General features: G+C 55.3%; 20 protein-coding genes and 1 pseudogene. 9 read left to right on the forward strand and 12 right to left on the reverse strand.

What is annotated here, in order from left to right:
• The first annotated feature begins 74 nt into the window (after nt 1-74).
• Complete coding sequence (gene acrD, locus OGX81_RS11530; protein WP_047462093.1) at nt 75-3,188, forward strand: multidrug efflux RND transporter permease AcrD; 3,114 nt, start codon at nt 75-77, stop codon at nt 3,186-3,188.
• A gap of 73 nt (nt 3,189-3,261) precedes the next feature.
• On the opposite strand, the gene ypfM is transcribed toward acrD, so the two are convergent.
• Nucleotides 3,262-3,321, reverse strand: a complete 60-nt coding sequence (gene ypfM, locus OGX81_RS11535; protein WP_001386977.1) for a protein YpfM — start codon at nt 3,319-3,321, stop codon at nt 3,262-3,264.
• 410 nt (nt 3,322-3,731) lie between these two features.
• Between ypfM and OGX81_RS11540 the strand changes: the two genes are divergently transcribed.
• From OGX81_RS11540 to OGX81_RS11550, 3 genes are read left to right on the forward strand one after another with little or no spacing between them, the layout of a single operon-like run.
• Nucleotides 3,732-4,088 (forward strand): ArsC family reductase, encoded by a 357-nt coding sequence (locus OGX81_RS11540; RefSeq protein ID WP_012131310.1) that lies wholly within the window; start codon nt 3,732-3,734, stop codon nt 4,086-4,088.
• 3 nt (nt 4,089-4,091) lie between these two features.
• The gene (dapE, locus tag OGX81_RS11545) at nt 4,092-5,219 is read left to right on the forward strand and encodes a succinyl-diaminopimelate desuccinylase (RefSeq protein ID WP_012131309.1); all 1,128 of its coding nucleotides are present in this window, start codon (nt 4,092-4,094) and stop codon (nt 5,217-5,219) included.
• A 27-nt stretch (nt 5,220-5,246) separates the two neighbouring features.
• Nucleotides 5,247-5,447: a YpfN family protein gene (locus OGX81_RS11550; protein ID WP_012131308.1), complete on the forward strand. Its 201-nt coding sequence runs from the start codon at nt 5,247-5,249 to the stop codon at nt 5,445-5,447.
• Nucleotides 5,448-5,552: 105 nt separating this feature from the next.
• On the opposite strand, the gene ypfH is transcribed toward OGX81_RS11550, so the two are convergent.
• The 6 genes from ypfH to dapA all read right to left on the reverse strand — a co-directional run bounded on the left by ypfH (nt 5,553) and on the right by dapA (nt 12,182).
• Nucleotides 5,553-6,251, reverse strand: coding sequence for an esterase (ypfH, locus tag OGX81_RS11555; protein ID WP_058667868.1), 699 nt, complete (start codon nt 6,249-6,251; stop codon nt 5,553-5,555).
• Between the two features lie 73 nt (nt 6,252-6,324).
• Nucleotides 6,325-8,340, reverse strand: a complete 2,016-nt coding sequence (locus OGX81_RS11560; RefSeq protein ID WP_110123747.1) for a tRNA(Met) cytidine acetyltransferase TmcA — start codon at nt 8,338-8,340, stop codon at nt 6,325-6,327.
• Nucleotides 8,341-8,355: 15 nt separating this feature from the next.
• On the reverse strand, nt 8,356-9,219 hold the full coding sequence (gene ypfJ / locus OGX81_RS11565) for a KPN_02809 family neutral zinc metallopeptidase (RefSeq protein ID WP_024130129.1): 864 nt from the start codon (nt 9,217-9,219) through the stop codon (nt 8,356-8,358).
• Nucleotides 9,220-9,349: 130 nt separating this feature from the next.
• Nucleotides 9,350-10,063, reverse strand: coding sequence for a phosphoribosylaminoimidazolesuccinocarboxamide synthase (gene purC / locus OGX81_RS11570; RefSeq protein WP_012131304.1), 714 nt, complete (start codon nt 10,061-10,063; stop codon nt 9,350-9,352).
• Nucleotides 10,064-10,252: 189 nt separating this feature from the next.
• Entirely contained in the window at nt 10,253-11,287 is a 1,035-nt protein-coding gene (gene bamC / locus OGX81_RS11575; RefSeq protein ID WP_012131303.1) for an outer membrane protein assembly factor BamC, read from the reverse strand.
• 16 nt (nt 11,288-11,303) lie between these two features.
• Complete coding sequence (gene dapA / locus OGX81_RS11580) at nt 11,304-12,182, reverse strand: 4-hydroxy-tetrahydrodipicolinate synthase (protein WP_012131302.1); 879 nt, start codon at nt 12,180-12,182, stop codon at nt 11,304-11,306.
• A gap of 145 nt (nt 12,183-12,327) precedes the next feature.
• Between dapA and OGX81_RS11585 the strand changes: the two genes are divergently transcribed.
• Together OGX81_RS11585 and bcp are read left to right on the forward strand one after the other, a co-directional pair.
• Nucleotides 12,328-12,900, forward strand: a complete 573-nt coding sequence (locus OGX81_RS11585) for a glycine cleavage system transcriptional repressor (RefSeq protein WP_024130128.1) — start codon at nt 12,328-12,330, stop codon at nt 12,898-12,900.
• Nucleotides 12,900-13,370 carry a thioredoxin-dependent thiol peroxidase gene (gene bcp / locus OGX81_RS11590; RefSeq protein WP_012131300.1) on the forward strand — a complete coding sequence of 157 codons (471 nt, stop codon included), beginning with the start codon at nt 12,900-12,902 and terminating at the stop codon, nt 13,368-13,370. Before OGX81_RS11585 ends, bcp begins: the two co-directional genes overlap by 1 nt.
• Nucleotides 13,371-13,486: 116 nt before the next feature.
• Here the strand turns inward: bcp and iadA are convergent, their stop codons facing one another.
• From iadA to OGX81_RS11610, 4 genes are all read right to left on the reverse strand, one after another.
• Nucleotides 13,487-14,650, reverse strand: a complete 1,164-nt coding sequence (gene iadA, locus OGX81_RS11595; RefSeq protein ID WP_049009695.1) for a beta-aspartyl-peptidase — start codon at nt 14,648-14,650, stop codon at nt 13,487-13,489.
• An 11-nt stretch (nt 14,651-14,661) separates the two neighbouring features.
• On the reverse strand, nt 14,662-15,123 hold the full coding sequence (locus OGX81_RS11600; RefSeq protein WP_047462074.1) for a YjiG family protein: 462 nt from the start codon (nt 15,121-15,123) through the stop codon (nt 14,662-14,664).
• Nucleotide 15,124: 1 nt separating this feature from the next.
• The gene (locus OGX81_RS11605) at nt 15,125-15,784 is read right to left on the reverse strand and encodes a nucleoside recognition domain-containing protein (protein WP_024130126.1); all 660 of its coding nucleotides are present in this window, start codon (nt 15,782-15,784) and stop codon (nt 15,125-15,127) included.
• A 175-nt stretch (nt 15,785-15,959) separates the two neighbouring features.
• On the reverse strand, nt 15,960-17,021 hold the full coding sequence (locus OGX81_RS11610) for an AI-2E family transporter (protein ID WP_012131296.1): 1,062 nt from the start codon (nt 17,019-17,021) through the stop codon (nt 15,960-15,962).
• Nucleotides 17,022-17,246: 225 nt separating this feature from the next.
• Between OGX81_RS11610 and bepA the strand changes: the two genes are divergently transcribed.
• Together bepA and arsC are read left to right on the forward strand one after the other, a co-directional pair.
• Nucleotides 17,247-18,710 carry a beta-barrel assembly-enhancing protease gene (bepA, locus tag OGX81_RS11615; RefSeq protein WP_104869115.1) on the forward strand — a complete coding sequence of 488 codons (1,464 nt, stop codon included), beginning with the start codon at nt 17,247-17,249 and terminating at the stop codon, nt 18,708-18,710.
• A gap of 72 nt (nt 18,711-18,782) precedes the next feature.
• Entirely contained in the window at nt 18,783-19,142 is a 360-nt protein-coding gene (gene arsC / locus OGX81_RS11620) for an arsenate reductase (glutaredoxin) (RefSeq protein WP_104868362.1), read from the forward strand.
• On the opposite strand, the gene OGX81_RS11625 is transcribed toward arsC, so the two are convergent.
• The gene (locus tag OGX81_RS11625) at nt 19,139-19,984 is read right to left on the reverse strand and encodes a helix-turn-helix domain-containing protein (RefSeq protein WP_104868361.1); all 846 of its coding nucleotides are present in this window, start codon (nt 19,982-19,984) and stop codon (nt 19,139-19,141) included. The genes arsC and OGX81_RS11625 overlap by 4 nt on opposite strands.
• A 159-nt stretch (nt 19,985-20,143) precedes the next feature.
• Here OGX81_RS11625 and celB point away from each other — a divergent pair.
• A pseudogene (celB, locus tag OGX81_RS11630) lies at nt 20,144-21,464 on the forward strand (PTS cellobiose transporter subunit IIC).
• Nucleotide 21,465 lies beyond the last annotated feature (1 nt).

A 21,465-nucleotide genomic window follows, 5' to 3' on the forward strand; every position in this document is an offset into this window, starting at 1 on the left:
GACACGTACCTTGCCGCTACAGTGAAGCAGGTCATACCCAATAATTATACGCAGAAACACGAGGTCCTCCTTTAATGGCGAATTTCTTTATCGATCGCCCCATTTTTGCCTGGGTGCTGGCAATCCTGTTGTGTCTGACGGGCACCCTGGCCATTCTCTCTTTGCCCGTAGAGCAATATCCCGACCTGGCGCCGCCAAACGTCCGCATTACCGCGAATTATCCGGGGGCATCCGCGCAGACGCTGGAAAATACCGTCACTCAGGTTATCGAACAGAATATGACCGGCCTCGATAATCTGATGTATATGTCGTCGCAAAGCAGCGGGACGGGCCAGGCAACGGTGACGCTCAGTTTTGTGGCCGGAACCGACCCCGATGAAGCCGTCCAGCAGGTACAAAACCAGCTGCAATCGGCAATGCGTAAATTGCCGCAGGCGGTACAGAACCAGGGCGTCACGGTCCGTAAAACCGGGGACACCAACATCCTGACCATTGCGTTTGTCTCCACCGACGGCTCAATGGATAAACAGGACATCGCCGACTATGTCGCCAGTAATATCCAGGACCCGCTCAGCCGCGTAAACGGCGTGGGGGATATCGATGCCTACGGTTCGCAATATTCGATGCGTATCTGGCTGGACCCGGCCAAACTCAACAGCTACCAGATGACCGCAAAAGATGTCACGGATGCTATCGAATCACAGAACGCGCAAATTGCCGTCGGGCAGCTTGGCGGCACGCCTTCGGTCGACAGGCAGGCGCTCAATGCGACAATCAACGCCCAGTCGCTGCTGCAAACGCCCGAGCAGTTTCGTGATATCACGCTGCGCGTCAACCAGGATGGTTCAGAGGTCAAGCTGGGCGATGTGGCGACCGTCGAAATGGGCGCTGAAAAATATGATTATCTCAGCCGCTTCAACGGTAATCCGGCCTCCGGTCTGGGGGTAAAACTGGCCTCTGGCGCCAACGAAATGGAAACCGCCAAACTGGTGCTTAACCGCCTGGACGAGCTGGCCGAATACTTCCCGCACGGTCTGGAGTATAAGGTGGCGTATGAAACCACCTCCTTCGTCAAAGCCTCGATTATCGATGTGGTGAAAACCCTGCTGGAAGCCATCGCGCTGGTGTTCCTGGTGATGTACCTGTTCCTGCAAAACTTCCGCGCCACGTTGATCCCCACTATCGCCGTACCGGTGGTATTGATGGGGACATTCTCCGTCCTGTATGCCTTCGACTACAGCATTAACACGCTGACGATGTTCGCGATGGTGCTGGCGATCGGCCTGCTGGTCGATGACGCCATCGTGGTGGTGGAAAACGTCGAGCGCATCATGAGCGAGGAAGGTCTTTCACCGCGCGAAGCCACCAGAAAATCGATGGGGCAGATACAAGGGGCGCTGGTCGGTATCGCGATGGTGCTGTCAGCCGTATTTGTGCCGATGGCTTTCTTTGGCGGTACGACCGGGGCTATCTATCGCCAGTTCTCCATCACGATTGTCGCCGCGATGGTGCTCTCCGTGCTGGTGGCGATGATCCTGACGCCCGCCCTGTGCGCCACGCTGCTAAAACCCCTGCACAAAGGCGAGCATCACGGACAGAAAGGCTTCTTCGGCTGGTTTAACCGGACGTTCAACCGCAACGCTGAACGCTACGAGAAAGGCGTTGCGAAGATCCTGCATCGCAGCCTGCGCTGGATACTGATCTACGTTCTGTTGCTCGGCGCGATGGTGGTGCTGTTCCTGCGTCTGCCGACCTCCTTCTTGCCGCAGGAAGATCGCGGGATGTTTATTACCTCAGTACAGTTGCCAAGCGGCTCCACGCAGCAGCAGACCTTAAAAGTGGTGCAGGAAGTTGAAAAATATTACTTCACCCAGGAGAAAGACAACGTCATGTCCGTCTTCTCGACGGTGGGATCGGGGCCTGGCGGGAACGGTCAAAACGTGGCGCGCATGTTTGTCCGCTTAAAAGACTGGGACGAACGCAACGCCACGACCGGCACCTCGTTTGCCATTATTGAACGCGCCACGAAAGCCTTTAACAAGATTAAAGAAGCGCGCGTTTACGCCAGCAGTCCACCGGCAATCAGCGGTCTGGGCAGTTCCGCAGGGTTTGATATGGAACTTCAGGACCACGCGGGCGCCGGTCACGATGCCTTAATGGCCGCGCGCGATCGGTTGATTGAGCTGGCGGCGCAGGACAGTTCGCTGACCCGCGTGCGTCACAATGGTCTGGACGACAGTCCGCAGTTGCAAATTGATATCGATCAGCGCAAAGCCCAGGCGCTGGGCGTCTCTATCGACGACATCAACGACACGCTGCAAACCGCATGGGGCTCCAGTTACGTCAATGACTTTATGGACCGGGGCCGCGTGAAGAAGGTCTATGTACAGGCGGCGGCGAAATACCGCATGCTGCCGGACGATATCAATCTCTGGTATGTGCGTAATAAAGACGGCGGCATGGTGCCTTTCTCCGCCTTTGCGACGTCACGCTGGGAAACGGGCTCTCCGCGTCTGGAGCGCTATAACGGCTACTCGGCGGTCGAGATTGTCGGCGAAGCGGCGCCTGGCGTCAGTACCGGTACGGCAATGGATGTAATGGAGTCGCTGGTTCGCCAGTTGCCAACGGGGTTTGGGCTTGAATGGACGGCGATGTCTTATCAGGAACGCCTCTCTGGCGCGCAGGCGCCTGCGCTGTACGCCATTTCGCTGCTGGTCGTTTTCCTGTGTCTGGCCGCGCTGTATGAAAGCTGGTCGGTGCCGTTCTCGGTTATGCTGGTGGTGCCGCTGGGCGTCATTGGCGCGCTGCTCGCCACCTGGATGCGCGGACTGGAAAATGACGTTTACTTCCAGGTCGGGTTGCTAACGGTGATCGGCCTTTCCGCGAAAAACGCGATCCTGATTGTCGAATTCGCCAATGAGATGAACGAGAAAGGCCACGATCTGCTGGATGCCACGCTGCATGCCTGCCGCCAGCGTTTACGCCCAATTCTGATGACCTCTCTGGCCTTTATTTTCGGGGTGCTGCCGATGGCGATTAGCAACGGGGCGGGTTCCGGGAGCCAGCATGCCGTCGGGACAGGCGTCATGGGCGGGATGATCTCCGCCACCATCCTGGCGATTTACTTCGTACCGCTGTTCTTTGTGCTGGTGCGTCGCCGCTTCCCGCTGAAACCGAAGCCGGAATAAGGCACAAAAAAGGCGACTTACTTTGAGTCGCCTTTTTCTTATCCTTTTCAGGATCAGGATATCTTCCAGAAATTTATTTGCGAAGCATAACTTCGATAAAATCTTTCCAGTTCCCCAGTTCACGTTCAATCATAACAACCTCTCTTATTATTATGGCTATTCTACGAAAACATTATCCTCAAGAGAAGATAATTTAACCGATTGCAGTGATTACATCCTCCGGTGAATGGGGTTCATGGCATTACTATGACCCTGTAACCATAAATTTTATGTGACTTACTGCAATATTTTGAAACATTAATCCACTTCTGAAAACCGCGCTCATTTCAGTTAAGAAACAGCCTATTGCAGTTCGCTGGATTTATACTTCCCGATGAGATGCTTATTAAGCAACATTTCAGAATTATTATTCACAAGAGTTCAACAATGTTATATTTACCGTTTATTATGTCATGATAAATAACCGGTATATGGCAGTTCCGCACTGACGGATACCACGATAATATTGCTTAATTATTCGTAATTCGCGTAAAAGGATTCAACATGATCACCGTCTACGGCATCAAAAATTGTGACACGATTAAAAAGGCGCGACGCTGGCTGGAGGCTCACGGTATTGACTACCGCTTTCACGATTACCGCGCAGACGGAATCGATGCCGCGTTATTGAATACGTTTATTGCGGAGTCAGGCTGGCAGCCCTTGCTGAATACGCGCGGAACGACATGGCGTAAACTTGATGAAGCCACGCGTAACGGCATCACGGATGCGGCGTCCGCCGCAGCATTAATGACTGAAATGCCAGCAATTATCAAACGCCCATTGCTCTGCGCGACCGGGAAGCCTATGCTGCTGGGTTTTAGCGAATCCAGTTATCAGCAGTTTTTTGATGAGGTGTAGTCTATGTCGTGCCCGGTTATTGAGCTGACACAGCAGCTTATTCGCCGCCCTTCCCTGAGTCCAGATGACGCAGGATGCCAGGCGTTAATGATTGAACGCCTGCGTGCAATCGGTTTTACCGTTGAGCATATGGATTTTGGCGATACACAGAATTTTTGGGCATGGCGCGGACAAGGCGAAACGCTGGCCTTTGCCGGGCATACCGATGTCGTACCAGCGGGTGATGTCGATCGCTGGATCAACCCGCCTTTTGAACCGACAATCCGCGACGGAATGCTGTTTGGCCGTGGTGCGGCAGACATGAAAGGCTCTCTGGCGGCGATGGTCGTTGCGGCTGAACGTTTCGTCGCCCAGCATCCAGATCATCAGGGGCGTCTGGCGTTCCTTATCACCTCGGATGAAGAAGCCAGCGCGAAAAACGGCACCGTGAAGGTGGTCGAAACGCTGATGGCGCGTAACGAACGTCTGGATTATTGCCTGGTCGGCGAACCGTCCAGCACTGAAATCGTCGGTGATGTGGTCAAGAATGGCCGTCGCGGGTCGCTGACCTGCAACCTGACGATCCACGGTGTGCAGGGGCACGTCGCTTATCCTCATCTGGCGGATAACCCGGTGCATCGCGCAGCGCCGATGTTGAATGAACTGGTGGCGATCGAGTGGGATCAGGGAAATGAATTTTTCCCGGCGACCAGTATGCAGATTGCCAACATTCAGGCTGGCACCGGCAGCAATAACGTCATTCCGGGCGAGCTGTTTATTCAGTTCAATTTCCGCTTCAGCACCGAGCTGACCGATGAGACTCTCAAAGAGCGCGTTCACGCGCTGCTGGATAAACATCAATTACGCTACACGGTGGACTGGTGGCTTTCCGGCCAGCCGTTCCTGACGGCGCGCGGCAAGCTGGTGGATGCGGTGGTGAACGCCATTGAGCACTATAATGAGATAAAACCGCAGTTACTCACTACGGGTGGAACGTCCGACGGGCGCTTTATTGCGCGTATGGGGGCGCAGGTAGTCGAACTCGGGCCGGTCAACGCCACCATTCATAAAATTAATGAATGTGTTAATGCAGCCGATCTGCAACTGCTTGCCCGCATGTATCAACGTATCATGGAACAACTCGTCGCCTGACGCGTGTTCCTGTAAGAGGAAATAAGCATGGACTGGCTGGCAAAATATTGGTGGATTCTGGTGCTGGTGTTTTTGGTGGGCGTACTGATCAATGTGATCAAAGACCTCAAGCGGGTCGATCACAAAAAATTCCTCGCCAATAAACCGGAGCTGCCCCCGCATCGTGATTTTAACGATAAGTGGGACGATGACGACGACTGGCCGAAGAAAGATCAGCCAAAGAAATAGTCAGATAAACCTGTAGGCCTGATAAGCGTGTCGCCATCAGTCAACATACCGTCTGAATGCCGGATGGCGGCTTCGCCCCTATCCGGCCTACGGTTCAGTTCCGGCTTATATCATTTCGATAATATCATCATCATTCGGCTTACCGCCGCTCAACGCTTCATCAAAGTAGTGTTTCGGCACGGTATAGCGCAAATGGTCGAGCGCAAACTGCATACTGCGATCGTCAATCGCATGGCCTAAATCCTCGACGATATCCAGCGTCACATCGCCTCCGGCACGGACTAACGCTTCCTGTGCGGCAACCGCATGAGATAACTCAATCACCCGGTCTTCACCGCCGTGAATCAAATGTACCGTTGTGGCGGTCGTGGCGGTTTCCGGCAAGCTGGCGTAGCGTCCGTTGAAAGCAATCACGCGCGATGCCAGACCCGGCTCGGCCTTGATGCTCTCAAGAGACATAATCGCCCCCTGCGAAAACCCAATCAGCGCGGTAGCCTCCGGCCCAACGCCACTCTGTTTCTGCCAGTAGCGAACCGTCTCGATAAATACCGGCATAATCGCATCAACCCGCGCCTGGCGGTTCTCTTCTGTCACATCCTGAACCGAAAACCACTGACGCCCAGGCGCCGGGCCACAAGGTTCCGCGCCGCCAATGCTGACCACCAGCGCCTCTGGAAACAACGGTGCGAACCAGGAGCCAATTTCTCCCATTGAGACCGGGTTATCGCCCACGCCATGAAACAGCAACAGCAGTTGTTTCGCGGGTTTATCGGGGCTTTGAACAACAAAATGGTCATGTTTCATGGCGATCTCCTTAACTGATAGAACAGATTCTACGCCGCTTAATCACAATGACCATGCCAGGAAATTGAAGGAGTTAGTGAAAAAATTGCCATTGCAAAACGCGTTCGCGTAACCGTTGCGCCCGTTCGTCATCCAGCACGGTAAGCGCATGGGCGACTTCCCGGCGCTGGGCGACAAGCAGCGCTTTACGCCCAGGCAAACCCAGCCGGATACACAGATTCGCGTCGCTGCACTTCTCCTCCAGGCGTCCACGCAGCGCGGGGAGCGCCAGCTCGCAGCGCTCAAGCAGTCGACTCAGACTGCCTAACGACGTGAGCAACGGTCGATGGGCAAACGCAAAGCCCGCCAGTTCATCCCAGTCATCATCATTAAGCGTAGACGCTTTCAGCGGGATAACCGGGATCGCTTCGCCGTTCCAGCGAGCAAGGATCTCCGCATCCCGGCGCAGACGCTGGTGCTCGCGGTGCGCCAGCCGCGCGCCGGCCTCGCTGATGGGCAGCAAAGCCATCGCCGTATAACAGCCGCTGCTCGCCTCCTTGTGGTTCCCCATCCGCACCAGCACAAAACCGCAACGCTGCCAGAATCGCCAGAGTTCGGCGGTATAACCAAAACTGACGGAGAGATAGTCGCACTGGCTGGCGCCGCCGTATGCCTCAGCGATCAGCTGCTGCCCAATCCCTTCCCGCTGGCGGGCCGGGTGGACGGCAATACGGCTTACCCGACGCCCGGTCAGCGTCGCCGCCAGCGGATCGCCGCCATGAGCAGCCAACGACTGCGCGACAAGATTTCCGCGCGGGCGACGATAGCCCGCCCACACGGCCTGGCTCAGCGCGGCCGATAGTCCGCCCTCCTCCACCAGCCAGGCGGCCCCCGCCACTCGCTCAGCCGTAAAAGCGCCGAGAAAATGCTGCCCCGGCGCATCCATCATACGGCGCAGATCGAGCGGAGAGGTGCGGTAATGCGCGCCGGAAAGCAGCTGATACACCGCCAGCGGCTGCGCCGGCCCGGTATGCCAGAGCGCCTGCGTAAAAGCAGAGAACCGAATCGCCCCCTGCGGCGCATGGGCAAACGTCTCGTCGTCGAATATCAGCGCTTCGCCGACCCATTGTTCCAGCGGGCACCCCTGCGCCCAGCGAACAGGCTGTCGCAGTTCAAAACGCCGGAGATGAGGAAAACGGGCGCAGAACTTCAGCAGAAAACCGCGTCCCGTCCCTTCATAGCCCTGAACGGTGGTGGTCAACAATATGCGTGAAAAACGCGACGCCAGGCGATGCAGAAGCGGCGCGGGGATTGCCGCCGCTTCATCGACAATCAGCCAGTCGGCCGTCTCCGTGCCCGCCAACAGCGCATCAGGAGCGAGAAAGCGAAATTTCTCACCGGCAAACTGCGCCAGCACGTCCGTCGCCGCTTTCGACGGCGCAGTTACAATAGCCGTCCCGCTCATCCGCGAAATGAACTGCCCGGCCAGCGCCGATTTACCCCGACCTCGCGCTGCCGTAACGGCGGCCACGCCGGGCGGCATCCGCAGCAGATGCCGCAAAATCGCAGCCTGCTCAGGCTGTGGTTCACCCGTAGCGGGTCGCCAGTGGGGACGGGCAGGAAAGCGCGGCCATGAAAACGGTTGAGACTGCTGCCAGTGCAGCGCCTGCTCGTCACGGGCCATCACGCGTTTGAGGTGCTGGATAAAATGTGGCGTTGCAACAGGCTGCGGGCAGTCGCTCCAGCGCAGCGAATCCGCATCGGGACGGGATTCCCATGCAGAATACGGCGGCGTCAGCAGCACCAGCCAGCTTCCGGCTCGCAGCGTGCCGCTCAGCGCCGCAAATGCCGAGGCATCAAACCCCAACTGCGCATCAAAAACCGCGTGACGGAACTCGCGTCCCAGTAGCGTTTGTAACGCCTGCGGCGTACAGTGCGGCGCGGCGGGCGCATCGGTTGCCACCCACAGCCAGTCGCCAGCCAATGCTTCTCGCAGCGCCAGCGTCCGTTCACGACACCAGGACGCATCGCCGCTGAGCACCAGCAGCCGACGAATCCCTTCCTGCGCCATTTGTGCGGTTAGCGCCCGCAATGCGTCATTGTCAGACATCCCTGCCCCGGTATGTTAAAAACCTTTGCCGAAGGTATTACATTGCGCCGGATCGCCGCTATCAAAACCGCGTTTAAACCAGGTATAGCGCTGCTCGGAAGTGCCGTGAGTGAAGCTGTCCGGCACCACGCGTCCCTGACTTTGTTGTTGCAGACGATCGTCGCCAATCGCCTGCGCCGCATTCAACGCTTCTTCCAGATCGCCGGATTCCAGTACGCCCTGTTGCTGCATGTTGTGCCCCCAGACGCCCGCGAAGCAATCCGCCTGTAGCTCCATACGTACGGAGAGTCGGTTCACTTCCGCTTGCGATGCGGTCTGTTGCAGCTGACGGACCTTCGGTTCGATGCCCAGCAGTTTTTGCACATGGTGCCCCACTTCGTGGGCGATAACGTAACCCTGGGCAAAATCGCCATCCGCGCCCAGTTTGTTTTTCATGTCATCGTAGAAGGAAAGATCGATATAGACCGTGCCATCCGCCGGGCAATAGAACGGCCCCATCACGGACTGACCCGCACCGCATCCTGTGCGCGTCGCGCCACGGTACATCACCAGCTTAGGCTGCTGATATGTGCGCCCCATTTTCTCAAACTGCTGACCCCAGGTATCTTCTGTGGTCGCCAGAATGACGGAGGTAAACTTCGCGGCCTCGTCGTCATTTGGACTGATCGAACGCGTCGTTTCCTGCTGAGAAATCGGCTGCCCGGTCATTAAACCGGTAAGATCCACCCCGTAATAGCCCGCCACCAGCACGACAATCAGCAGAATGATTCCGCCTTTGCCGCTGGGCAAACGAAAACCCGGCCCGCCCATTGACGGGCCGCCGGAGCTATTGCGTCTGTCTTCTACATTGTCACTTTCACGACGCCCTTGCCAGCGCATAATCACCTCAACATACTATTCATTATGATGATGATCGTAGGCGGTTCAGCGCAAGATTACCATTAGAATAATGGTGGTAGAGAAAAACCGGAGAGCATTGACTCTCCGGTTGATGCTGACGGGGGAAGAATTAATCTAACTGCACGCCCAGGCGACGTGCGACGGTTTCATAGGCTTCGATCAGGCCGCCCAGACTCTGGCGGAAACGGTCTTTGTCCATTTTATCCAGCGTCTCTTTGTCCCACAGGCGGCTGCCGTCCGGGGAAAATTCATCGCCCAGCACTACTTCGCCTTTGTACAGACCAAACTCCAGTTTGAAATCGACCAGGATCAGACCGGCATCGTCAAACAGCTTTTTCAGCACGTCGTTAGCTTTGTAGGTCAGCTCTTTCATGCGCGCCAGATTCTCTTTGCTCACCCAGCCGAAGGTTTCGCAGTAAGAATCGTTGACCATCGGATCGTGCATTGCATCGTTTTTCAGGAACAGGTCGAACAGCGGCGGGTTCAGTTCGATGCCTTCTTCAATGCCCAGACGCTTGACCAGAGAACCAGCCGCACGGTTACGCACCACGCACTCGACCGGCACCATATCCAGCTTTTTCACCAGACACTCGGTATCGGACAGCAACTGCTCCATCTGGGTCGGGATGCCCGCTTCTGCCAGTTTAGTCATGATGAAATGGTTAAACTTGTTGTTCACCATCCCTTTGCGATCAAACTGTTCAATGCGCGCGCCATCCCCTGCTGACGTATCATTGCGGAATTCGAGCACCAACAGGTCCGGGTTTTCCGTGCTGTATACGGTCTTCGCTTTACCACGATACAACTCAGCTTGCTTTTGCATCTTTATTACTCCTGGTGTGAATTAACGATAAAAATTCATTTTCTGCCACACTTTGCCGGATGGCGGCGTTGCCTTATCCGACCTACAGCCTGGGGGCGAAATTACGGTAAAAATTGCGTTTTTCTGCTGACGCACACGTTTGCGTATCATATCAGAAAAAAGGGCTGGATTGCTCCAGCCCCTCAATTTTTACTTGCTGAACGCTGCCTGGAAGACGGCAACCAGCGCGTCGTTCTGGCTCTGCGTCAGGGTATGCCCCTTCGGATCGATAAACTGTAGGCTACTGCGGTTGTCTAAATCGCCCACCTGCAATTTATAGTCGCCGGACGACAGCCCCGGATCGGTTGCGCCCAGATCCTGCCAGCCGCTGTCAGACAGCGGTTTGTAGGTCACTGCCAGGCTGCCCTGAGAACGCGTGCTATCGGTCACTTTCATGCCCACTTTTTCAAGCGCGGCTGGCAGACGCTGCCACACCACGTTGAACGGCCCACGGACGACCAGCATTGGCAAACCGGTGTCATCTGCGGCGCTCTGCACATCCATCGTGGCGGCAGAACGGTTTTGCGCGGCGTTCGCAGCGTCGGTGGCGGTTTTATCCAGACCCGCCGAGATTACGTTCATCATCTCAGCGCTATAACGCTGTAGCGAAGCGGCATCTGCGGCAGGCTTGCCAGCCTGTTCCAGATTCACCAGTTTCACCGTTACAGCCTGCTGATAACCCTGCGGTTTCACCGAGATTTGATAACGTCCACGGTACTGCTGGTCTTCATCCAGACGGTTCCATTCAACCCAATCGGTCGTCAGGGTCTGGCTGGCGTCATCACGTTTTTCAATCGTGTAGTTTTTGGACTGAATCACGCTGACAACCTGCGGCCACAGGTTGGTATTGCGACCATTTTCCACCAACAAGGTTGCGGTATCGCCCGTAAACTGGGTACGCGCGCCGGTCACCAGCGCTAACGGCTGAGCAGGCGGACGAATGTCCAGCGCTTTGCCGACAGCGCCGCTGCCGTTGGTCACTGGAATATTATAGTCGCCCGTCGTTACCGGCAGAATCATCCCTGCTGGCGCATGAAGTTCAGCAAGCGGTGCGGCTTCCAGATAGGATTCATCACCGCTCACCTGGCGCTTGTAGCGCGAGTCAGAGCTACAGGCCGCGAGCAGCATAATGAGCGAAACACCCGCAACCCTGGCCAGGCGCGACTTTTGTACTGAGTAAGCCATCAAATCTCCCTAAACTTTACAGCAAACCGGCATGCTTGAGCGCCGCTTTGACAATCTCACGACCCGTATCGGTGATCGGCGTCATCGGCAAGCGCAGCGTATCGGTCGCCACAAGTCCCAACTCCTTACATGCCCATTTCACCGGGATCGGATTGGGTTCGACAAATAGTTTGTTATGTAACGGCATCAGACGCTGATTAATCACCCGCGCGTCGGCAAAACGACCTTCCGCCGCCAGTTTGCACATTTCCGCCATATCACGCGCCGCAACGTTCGCGGTAACGGAAATCACGCCATGACCGCCGAGCTGTATGAAGTCCAACCCGGTCGCATCATCACCGCTGAGCAGAATAAAATCGTCTGAAACCAGCTCTTTGATCTGGTGAACCCGACTTAAGTTCCCTGTCGCCTCTTTGATTGCGACAATATTTTTTACTTTCGCCAGACGGCCGACGGTTTCCGGCAGCATATCGCAGCCTGTACGGGACGGCACATTATACAGAATTTGCGGCAGGTCAGTATGTTCAGCGATGGCTTTGAAATGCTGGAACAGACCTTCCTGAGTCGGGCGGTTGTAGTAAGGCGTCACTGTCAGGCAACCGACAACGCCGCTGTCGTTGAAACGCTGCGTCAGGCTAATGGCCTCCGCCGTCGCGTTCGCGCCCGTTCCGGCGATAACCGGAATACGCCCGTCCGCCAGCTCCAGCGTCATCATGACCACATCGCCATGCTCGTCATGGCTCAGCGTGGCGGATTCGCCGGTGGTGCCAACAGAAACAATCGCCGAGGTACCGCTGGCGACATGATAATCAATCAGTTTTTTCAGGCTTGACCGGCAGACATTACCTTTTTCATCCATCGGTGTAACAAGCGCGACAATACTTCCCGTGAACATGGGCCATCCTCTGTGCAAACAAGTTTCTCAATGGTACGTTTGGTACGACAATAAAAGCAAGAGACCATAGCCCTTCTGATTATTGTATGCAGGTTTTTTTTATGCTTTCCTTATGATTACCTCACCTCTCAAAGGAAGAACCGGTTTGACATCGTCATCACAACATTACCTGGTTATCACTGCGCTGGGTGCCGATCGCCCGGGAATTGTGAATACTATCACCCGCCATGTCAGCAGCTGCGGCTGTAATATCGAAGACAGCCGACTGGCCATGTTGGGCGATGAATTCACGTTTATCATGCTGCTGTCTGGCTCCTGGAACGCCATCACCCTGATTGAATCAACCTTGCCGTTGAAAGGCGCAGAGCTGGATTTATTGATTGTGATGAAGCGCACCACTGCTCGCCCCCGTCCGGCCATGCCCGCAACGGTATGGGTACAGGTCGAGGTGGAAGATTCTCCGCATTTAATTGAACGTTTTACCGCGCTTTTCGACAGCCATCAGATGAACATCGCTGAGCTGGTCTCCCGCACGCAACCTGCTGAAAATGAAAAGGCTGCACAGCTGTTTGTTCAAATCACCGCGCACAGTCCGGCATCCCATGATGCCGTAAATATTGAGCATGCCTTTAAAGCACTATGTACAGAACTCAATGCGCAAGGCAGTATTAACGTTGTTAATTACTCACAACATGATGAACAGGATGGAGTTAAGTAATGAATCCACTGAAAGCCGGTGACATCGCACCGAAATTTAGCTTGCCGGATCAAGACGGAGAACAAGTAAATTTGACCGACTTCCAGGGACAGCGCGTACTGGTGTATTTCTACCCTAAAGCCATGACGCCCGGCTGTACCGTACAGGCCTGTGGTTTACGCGATAACATGGACGATCTGAAAAAAGCAGGCGTAGACGTGTTGGGGATCAGCACCGATAAACCTGAAAAACTGTCTCGTTTCGCCGAAAAAGAGCTGCTTAACTTTACGCTCCTGTCCGATGAGGATCATCAGGTCTGCGAGCAATTCGGCGTCTGGGGGGAAAAATCCTTTATGGGGAAAACCTACGACGGCATCCATCGCATCAGCTTCCTGATCGACGCTGACGGCAAGATCGAACACGTATTTGACGACTTTAAAACCAGTAACCACCACGATGTAGTGCTGAACTGGCTGAAAGAAAACGCCTGATTTACGTTTTGCCGGATAAAGCCTGATGCGACGCTAATGCGTCTTATCAGGCCTGGATTCGCACAACCCCGTAGGCCGGATAAGGCGTTTACGCCGCCATCCGGCATACGCGTCGTTTATTCAAACGTTCCTTTCACGCACGCTTTGCCGTCTTTCACCACCGCTTTGCCTTTCGCCCACAGATGGCTGACTTCCAGCGCCTGATTCAGCACCAGAATGTCGGCGTCACAACCTGCCGCCAGACGTCCTTTATGCTCAAAGCCGAGAAATTCCGCAACGGTGCGGGTAAGCGGACGCAGCGCCTGCTCCAGCGGCAGTTTATGCTGCGTAACTAACTGACGCAGCGTGCCGATCAGCGACTCAAAACCCGCCACGCCAATGCCCGTCAAATTCCCATGCTCATCAAATTCCGGCTGGCTGCCGTTGCCATCAGAACTCAGGGTAATGCGCGACAGCGGAACCTCATGGCGCAAGGCTGTCACGATGGCCGTCGCCGGATCGATCGGTTCATCAATGCTGCTGGTAATATCAATGTAGCCGCCATCAAGCGCGTACTCCAGCGCCGCCTGGAACAGCGGTTCGGCGCGGTTAACATGCGTCGGCAGCAGTTTCGTGATGGGGACATCGGCATTGGCGAGAATATCGTACAGCGGTTCCAGCATGTGTGGGCTGTCGCCCATATGAAAGACGCTGATTCCCGGCTTCTGGCCCAGTAATCCCCCCACGCGGGACTGCGCCGCCATTGTCGCCAGCGCGGCGGAATTCGGCGCCGAAGAACGATGATCGGAGACGGCGCATTTCACGCCAATCACTTTATCGATCAACGCCACATCGCGATCGACGCTCCCGGTGATGGTTGGCGAAGGCAGAGAATACGCCCCCGTTAACATCCATGCGCTGATCCCTTCATATTCCAGCGCGCGCGTTTTCGCCAGCAGAGATTCAGGATGACGGGTGATGCCGTCCGTTCCCAGCAGCCCGACAACGGAGGTAATACCGGCTTCAACCAACCGTGACAGCCGCACCTCTGGCGTACGGGTATGCGGCCCGGCTTCGCCGCCACCGCCGATGAGATGAACATGCTGATCGATAAATCCCGGGCAGACGATATCACCGTGGAGATCGACCTGCTGGCAACCGGGGAAGTCTTTCGCAGCGATAGTCGGCGCAATAGCGACAATTTTGCCGTTGGCAACCAGAATGTCCTGCTGGCCCAGATCGTCCGGGGCATATACGTGTCCGCGCTGAAAAAGCGTCAGATTAAGAATGGAACAGTCCATGATAGTCCTTTTTAAACAATAGCCTGCATTACCCAAATAGAGACCAGGGCATTAATCACGCACACCGCAATAATATGCGGGTAATAACGCGGATGAACGCCCGCCGTTCCCAGGCAGCGCCCTACATTCTGAACCGGGTTGCCCATCAGGTAAATGGCGGGTAACAGCACAGTGGCATCGTGACCGGACAGCGCGCCAGTAACCACCAGGCTGGCGCAGACGCCCACGCCGCCGCCCATACTCATCACCGCAGCCAGCAGAACGGTCGCCGATTCTCCCGGCAAACCCCATAGCGCCATTACCGGTTCACACACTCGCCCGACGATATCCAGCAACCCCGTCACCTTCAGCGCCTGAATAATGACAAAGGCCATGACGACGTTGGGCAACAGGCTGGTGGTGGCGATGGTAAAACCGCGCCGCGCGCCGTCGATAAACAGATCCATGACGTTTTTACGTACCTGTGCGCTCATTTCAGGCCTCCTGTTTCATACGACGATGTTCAAGCTGCGCGATCCACACCCGCAACAGGTTCGCACCGATAAATTTGAAGACTAAAATGACCGCCAGCGGCGTAATAACCGGTACGGTTATCGTGGCAAATAGCGCGGCGCCTGATGAGAAGTAGTTCGTCAGAATCGCGCTGCCGCTTGTCTGCCAGCAGGCGAAAATTGCCCGTTCCTGTTCGGTAATCACCCCCTCTTCCGCCAGTTCTTTGGTCATCCCGGCGGCGGCATCCGTATTTTGCAAATTGGCGATAAGCGCCAGGGAGCAAATGCCGGGGATGCCCAGGATCGGCCTGAGTATCGGCGTCATCAACTGCTGTGCGGCGCGCAGTCCGCCCAGCCCTTCCGTCACGGAAATAATGCCGAGCGATAAAATAACCGATGGCGCCAGCTCCAGTGCGAATAAAAAGCCATCTCTCGCCCCGGTACCGCCAGTGCCGCGAAATGAAACCGCCGTGTCGCCTGCTGCGTTAACCAGGCCAAACGCGCCATTGAGCACGGTAAAATCAAACACTCGCCACCATTCCGTACTTTTCGCGAACATGCCTGAAAAAAGGATAATGGTAATAAAAAAGGCGAGATAACCGCCCCACCCCACTTTTTGCTGCGTGTGCATCTGATGACCCATTTTTTTCTCCGGTTGGTCTTGTCCTTGTGAGATTAAAAAACCATCTATACCGGTAAGTTGAAAGCAAAAAAGGAGGGCGGGACAGCACATTCGGAAAACGTTCAGGAAAGGAGAAAGCGGATAAAACGTGGAACGCCCGATGACGTTGCGCCACCGGGCAGAGTGATAATCGTGCTTAACCGTCGCTGACCTGTCCGTCCGGCCAGGCATGTACCACGGCTTTAATTAACGTCGCCAGCGGGATGGCGAAGAACACGCCCCAGAAGCCCCACAGGCCGCCGAAAATCACCACCGACAGAATAATCACCAGCGGGTGCAGGTTGACGGCTTCTGAAAACAGTACCGGCACCAGCAGGTTTCCATCCAGCGCCTGAATGATCAGATACACGGCGAAGCAGCTCCAGAACTCCGTTCCGAGGCCAAACTGGAATAACGCCACGCCAATCACCGGAATGGTCACCACGAACGCGCCGATGTAGGGGATTAATACCGAGAATCCAACCAGAACCGCCAGCAGCAGCGAGTAGTTGAGACCAAAGAGCAGGAAGCCAAGCCAGGTCGCCACGCCAACCACCACCATCTCCAGCACTTTGCCACGAATATAGTTGGTGATCTGCTGGTTCATCTCCATCCAGACCTGCCCGGCCAGACCGCGATTGCGCGGCAGAACCCGGCGCACGGCATTCAGCATCTGCTCTTTATCTTTGATCAGGAAGAAGACCATCAGCGGCACCAGCACCAGATACACCGCCAGCGTCAACAACCCGACCAGAGAGGCCAGGGAGTATTTCACGACCGAATCACCTAACGTCAGCATCCGGGTGCGCATGTTTTCCGCCATCGCATCAATGATCCCGGCATCCATCAGCGCCGGGTAACGACGGGGTAACGTGGCGGCATAATCAGAGAGCTTATTGAGCATACCCGGCATATCGCGAATCAAATAGATCCCCTGCTGCCAGGCCACCGGCATCACGACAAACGCCATCAGCAGTAAAATGCCGACAAAAACAATCAGTACGATTGAGGTGGCCCAACGCCGGGAGCAGCCAATCGCCTCCAGACGGACCGTAGGCCACTCCAGCAGGTAAGCGAGGACAATAGCCACCAGCAACGGCGCCAGAAGCCCACTGAAAAAGAAAAGGATGCCAAAACCGGCAACCAGGATAACCAGCAAGGCGATCGCCTCCGGGTCGCTAAAACGACGGCGATACCACTGCATCAACATCTCAAGCATAGAAACCGTTCCCTGAACCTCAATAGCGGGATTGCGATCCCGAATTGTATCTAAATGTCACAAAAAAGACTTCGCTTTTTGTTGCTGATTCAGGAAACTGAAAAGTCATTTGAGCGGGGTATTCACCACCGGGTTTCGCAGTTACACTCCCTGTGCTGGCGTGGCGGAACGATACGTCGCGGCATCGGTCAAATGGCTATATTAAAGAAAACAGGACAGAGGTCTATGTTCAGGCTGTTGAAGAAAAACCTGGTTGCTACCCTCATCGCTGCGCTGACTATCGGTCAGATAGCCCCCGCGTTTGCAGATTCCGCAGACACGCTACCGGATATGGGGACCTCAGCAGGAAGCACGCTTTCTATCGGTCAGGAAATGCAAATGGGCGACTATTACGTTCGCCAGTTGCGCGGCAGCGCGCCGTTGATCAACGATCCGCTGTTGAGTCAGTACATCAACGCGCTAGGGATGCGTTTAGTCTCTCATGCAGACTCCGTGAAAACGCCGTTCCATTTCTTTTTGATTAACAACGACGAAATCAACGCCTTCGCCTTTTTCGGCGGCAACGTTGTGCTGCATTCCGCGCTCTTTCGCTATTCCGATAACGAAAGTCAGTTAGCCTCGGTGATGGCGCACGAAATTTCCCACGTAACCCAACGCCATCTGGCGCGCGCGATGGAAGATCAAAAGCGCAGCGCTCCGCTGACCTGGGTCGGTGCCTTAGGCTCTATTCTTCTGGCGATGGCCAGCCCGCAGGCCGGTATGGCGGCGCTGACCGGTACGCTGGCGGGAACGCGTCAGGGGATGATCAGCTTCACCCAACAAAACGAACAGGAAGCAGATCGAATCGGTATTCAGGTGCTGCAACGTTCAGGGTTCGATCCGCAAGCGATGCCGACGTTCCTGGAAAAACTGCTCGACCAGGCGCGCTACTCCACGCGTCCTCCCGAAATTTTGCTGACGCACCCCCTGCCGGAAAGCCGTCTGGCGGATGCCCGCAACCGTGCAAACCAGATGCGCCCGGTGGTAGTGGAGTCGTCTGAAGATTTTTATCTGGCGAAGGCGCGTACGCTGGGGATGTACAATTCTGGCCGTAATCAGCTTACCAGCGACCTGCTCGACGCATGGGAAAAAGGAAACGTGCGCCAACAGCGTGCGGCGCAATATGGCCGGGCGCTACAGGCAATGGAAGCCAGCAAGTACGACGAAGCTCGCAAAGCGCTGCAACCGTTGCTGACGGCTGAACCGAATAACGCGTGGTATCTCGACCTGGCGACCGATATCGATCTGGGGCAGAAGAAAACCAGCGAAGCGATTAACCGTCTGAAAAATGCCCGCGATCTGCGCGCAAACCCGGTATTGCAGCTAAACCTGGCGAATGCTTATTTACAGGGCGGGCAAGCCAGAGAAGCCACGACCATCCTCAATCGCTACACTTTCAACAATAAAGACGACGGCAACGGCTGGGATCTCCTGGCGCAGGCTGAAGCGGCGCTCAATAACCGCGATCAGGAGCTGGCGGCGCGCGCCGAAGGCTATGCGCTGGCCGGGCGACTGGATCAGGCGATCTCTATGCTCAGCAGTGCAAGTTCTCAGGTCAAGCTGGGCAGCCAGCAACAGGCGCGTTACGATGCCCGTATCGACCAGCTGCGCCAGTTGCAGGAACGCTTTAAGCCATACACCAAAATGTAGTATTCGTTCTGTTGCCGGGTGGCGACGCTATCGCGTTTTATCCGACCTACAGTTCGCGCGAAAGGAGAAATCATGTCTGATGCAGTAAAAATCTACCACAACCCGCGTTGTTCAAAGAGCCGCGACACGCTGAGCCTGCTGAAATCCAACGGCGTTGAACCGGAAGTGGTGCTTTACCTGGAAACACCTGCCGACGCAGCGACGCTGCATGAACTGCTGCGTATGTTAGGGATGTCCAGCGCACGCGAACTGATGCGCCAGAAAGAAGATCTCTACAAGTCTCTCAATCTGGCCGACAGCCATCTGAGCGAAGAGGCGCTGATTCAGGCGATGGTGGAAAACCCGAAACTGATGGAGCGACCGATTGTCGTCGCCAACGGTCAGGCTCGTATTGGCCGCCCGCCGGAGCAGGTGCTGGAAATCGTGAGCTAATCCATGCGCCGCAGCGCTTCCAGAAAGTCCTGCGGCGTACAATCCCCCAGTTTTTTCTGCGTCTTACCACGGTTGTAGCATTCACATAAGCGGATAAGCAACTCGCTGGCAGATTCACTATTTAGCCGGGGAACAATCTCATTCAGCGGTATTGTCACCGGCACCCAACCGGGAATCGTACCGGTTATTTGGCATGACATGCCGCGCGTCGCCAGGTGCGTTTTTAGCTGCGGGCATATGCGATCAGAAATATTTGTCTCAATAGATTGTATATCAGCCGGGCAGGTTTCCAGCAATTCATCCAGCCAGACCACGACCCGCTGCGGTGAAATACCCGCATACAGTCGGGCAAAGCACCAGCCGCTCATCGGCTCGCGCGCCCAGAACAAATGATGTTCGCCACCGTCGTCCATATGTAACGAGAGTGGAAGGTGATACAGCGCCAGATGATTCGGCAGCATCCCGGATTTTAACGCTTTTTTCCCTTGTAACGACGCCCGCTGTCGCCGAGGTGTCGCCGGTTTAAGATAACGATTCAACGTCGCGCGCGACACAACAATGCCCAGCACCTCGTTCACCAACAATAAGAGGTCATCCAGCGGCGCACCTGTTGCGTCGCGCAAGGCGTTCACCAAAACAACCTGCTCTTGTCTCATCGCTTTGTATATCGTCTTCGGCGTAGTTCGCCCATCACTAACCCGATCACGATGTCGCCATCGCCTCACTGTCGTAACAGAAATCCCAAGCTCGGCGGCAAGCTCTCTGTCGCTTTTTTCAGACTGCTGAAGATAGCGACGAATACGCGGTGTGGTAGTGGCATTGGCGTGCAATTTTATTTCCATCGCAAGAATCCCTGTCGATTTTCAGATAATTAATCTTATGAGATTTATATGTTAATCGCGATCACATTGTGAGCTATTTCACCTTTCGTTCACACGCCTTCGCAGATAATCCTCATGCATAGCACACACAACGTGAGTTAATCTTGTACGGAGTTCACAATGAACAATGTTCTGGGATTTCTTGAAGCAAAACTGATGCCTCTGGCGGCGAAAACCGCTCAGCAGCGGCATCTCGGCGCGATTCGTGGCGCATACGTTTCGTTTATGCCGTTTATTATCGTCGGCTCTATTCTGCTGGTGATCTCTTCGTTTCCGAATCAAAACTATCAGCAGTTTATGTCTCAGGCTTTTGGCGAGAGCTGGAGTGCAATTATTGAGATCCCGTTTAACGCGGTGTTCTCAACGATGTCGCTGTTTATCAGTTTCCTGGTCGCATTTCGTCTGGCGGAACACTACGGCGAAGATCGCATCTCCTGCGGCATTCTGGCGCTGGTCTGTTTTCTGATCCTTACACCGTTTATCAAAGTGGCGGAAAACGGCGGTATTACCGTGATCCCCGTAGAGTGGATTGGCACAAAAGGGTTGTTCGTCGCGATGATCGGTTCGCTGCTGTGGACTGAACTTTTCTGCTGGCTAAAGCGTAAAAATCTGGTGATCAAAATGCCAGAAGGTGTGCCACCGGCGGTGCAAGAATCTTTTGCCGCGCTGATCCCCGCCTTACTGGTCATGATACTGGTACTGAGCATTCGCATCTTGTTTGAAAACACCCATTACCAGACCATCCATCAGTTTATTTACGAAGTGGTCGCCACACCGGTTCGTCATTACGGCACCTCTTACTTTGGCGCGCTGATGACAGTGTTCAGCATCACTATTTTGTGGTCGGTCGGTATTAACTCCGGCTCAATGGTTAACGGCATCATCCGCCCGCTGTGGATGGAAAACCAGACCGACAACATTGCGGCTATTCAGGCTGGCACCCCCCCCCCCACACATCATTACGGAACAGTTTTTTGACATGATTTGGATGGGCGGCGCGGGCGCAACGTTGTCGCTGGTGTTAGCCATGCTTTTCTTTGCGCGCAGTAAAAACATGCGGGAAGTGGCGCGGCTCGGTGCCGGAGCGTCCGTGTTCAACATCAACGAACCGATTCTGTTCGGTCTGCCGGTGATAATGAATCCGATAATGCTGATCCCCTTCAACCTGGTGCCGCTGGTGCTGGTCACCGTACAGTATACCGCGATGAAGCTCGGCGCGGTCGCCGTCACCACGGGCGTCTTTATTCCGTGGACGCTGCCGCCAGTCATTAGCGGTTTTATCGTTACCGGACATATTAGCGGCAGCGTCATGCAGCTCATTAACCTGCTGATTGGCGCAATGCTGTATCTGCCCTTTATGCGGATCGTCGATAAACAGTACCGCGCGGCGGAACGGGCTGCCGTAACGCAGCCCGATGCACCACTTGCAAAACAGGAGTAAA

It is taken from the genome of Citrobacter sp. CK206 (assembly GCF_030333125.1).
GTDB classification, from domain to species: domain Bacteria; phylum Pseudomonadota; class Gammaproteobacteria; order Enterobacterales; family Enterobacteriaceae; genus Citrobacter_B; species Citrobacter_B koseri.

What these genes read in the sequence shown, in the direction of transcription:
- OGX81_RS11560 (WP_110123747.1), bottom strand. Translation starts at nt 8,340, where the DNA reads ATGTCTGACAATGACGCATTGCGGGCGCTAACCGCACAAATGGCGCAG.
- ypfH (WP_058667868.1), bottom strand. Translation starts at nt 6,251, where the DNA reads ATGAAACATGACCATTTTGTTGTTCAAAGCCCCGATAAACCCGCGAAA.
- OGX81_RS11550 (WP_012131308.1), top strand. Translation starts at nt 5,247, where the DNA reads ATGGACTGGCTGGCAAAATATTGGTGGATTCTGGTGCTGGTGTTTTTG.
- bepA (WP_104869115.1), top strand. Translation starts at nt 17,247, where the DNA reads ATGTTCAGGCTGTTGAAGAAAAACCTGGTTGCTACCCTCATCGCTGCG.
- iadA (WP_049009695.1), bottom strand. Translation starts at nt 14,650, where the DNA reads ATGGACTGTTCCATTCTTAATCTGACGCTTTTTCAGCGCGGACACGTA.
- acrD (WP_047462093.1), top strand. Translation starts at nt 75, where the DNA reads ATGGCGAATTTCTTTATCGATCGCCCCATTTTTGCCTGGGTGCTGGCA.
- purC (WP_012131304.1), bottom strand. Translation starts at nt 10,063, where the DNA reads ATGCAAAAGCAAGCTGAGTTGTATCGTGGTAAAGCGAAGACCGTATAC.
- bcp (WP_012131300.1), top strand. Translation starts at nt 12,900, where the DNA reads ATGAATCCACTGAAAGCCGGTGACATCGCACCGAAATTTAGCTTGCCG.
- dapE (WP_012131309.1), top strand. Translation starts at nt 4,092, where the DNA reads ATGTCGTGCCCGGTTATTGAGCTGACACAGCAGCTTATTCGCCGCCCT.
- bamC (WP_012131303.1), bottom strand. Translation starts at nt 11,287, where the DNA reads ATGGCTTACTCAGTACAAAAGTCGCGCCTGGCCAGGGTTGCGGGTGTT.
- dapA (WP_012131302.1), bottom strand. Translation starts at nt 12,182, where the DNA reads ATGTTCACGGGAAGTATTGTCGCGCTTGTTACACCGATGGATGAAAAA.
- OGX81_RS11600 (WP_047462074.1), bottom strand. Translation starts at nt 15,123, where the DNA reads ATGAGCGCACAGGTACGTAAAAACGTCATGGATCTGTTTATCGACGGC.
- ypfJ (WP_024130129.1), bottom strand. Translation starts at nt 9,219, where the DNA reads ATGCGCTGGCAAGGGCGTCGTGAAAGTGACAATGTAGAAGACAGACGC.
- OGX81_RS11610 (WP_012131296.1), bottom strand. Translation starts at nt 17,021, where the DNA reads ATGCTTGAGATGTTGATGCAGTGGTATCGCCGTCGTTTTAGCGACCCG.
- arsC (WP_104868362.1), top strand. Translation starts at nt 18,783, where the DNA reads ATGTCTGATGCAGTAAAAATCTACCACAACCCGCGTTGTTCAAAGAGC.
- OGX81_RS11625 (WP_104868361.1), bottom strand. Translation starts at nt 19,984, where the DNA reads ATGGAAATAAAATTGCACGCCAATGCCACTACCACACCGCGTATTCGT.
- OGX81_RS11540 (WP_012131310.1), top strand. Translation starts at nt 3,732, where the DNA reads ATGATCACCGTCTACGGCATCAAAAATTGTGACACGATTAAAAAGGCG.
- OGX81_RS11605 (WP_024130126.1), bottom strand. Translation starts at nt 15,784, where the DNA reads ATGGGTCATCAGATGCACACGCAGCAAAAAGTGGGGTGGGGCGGTTAT.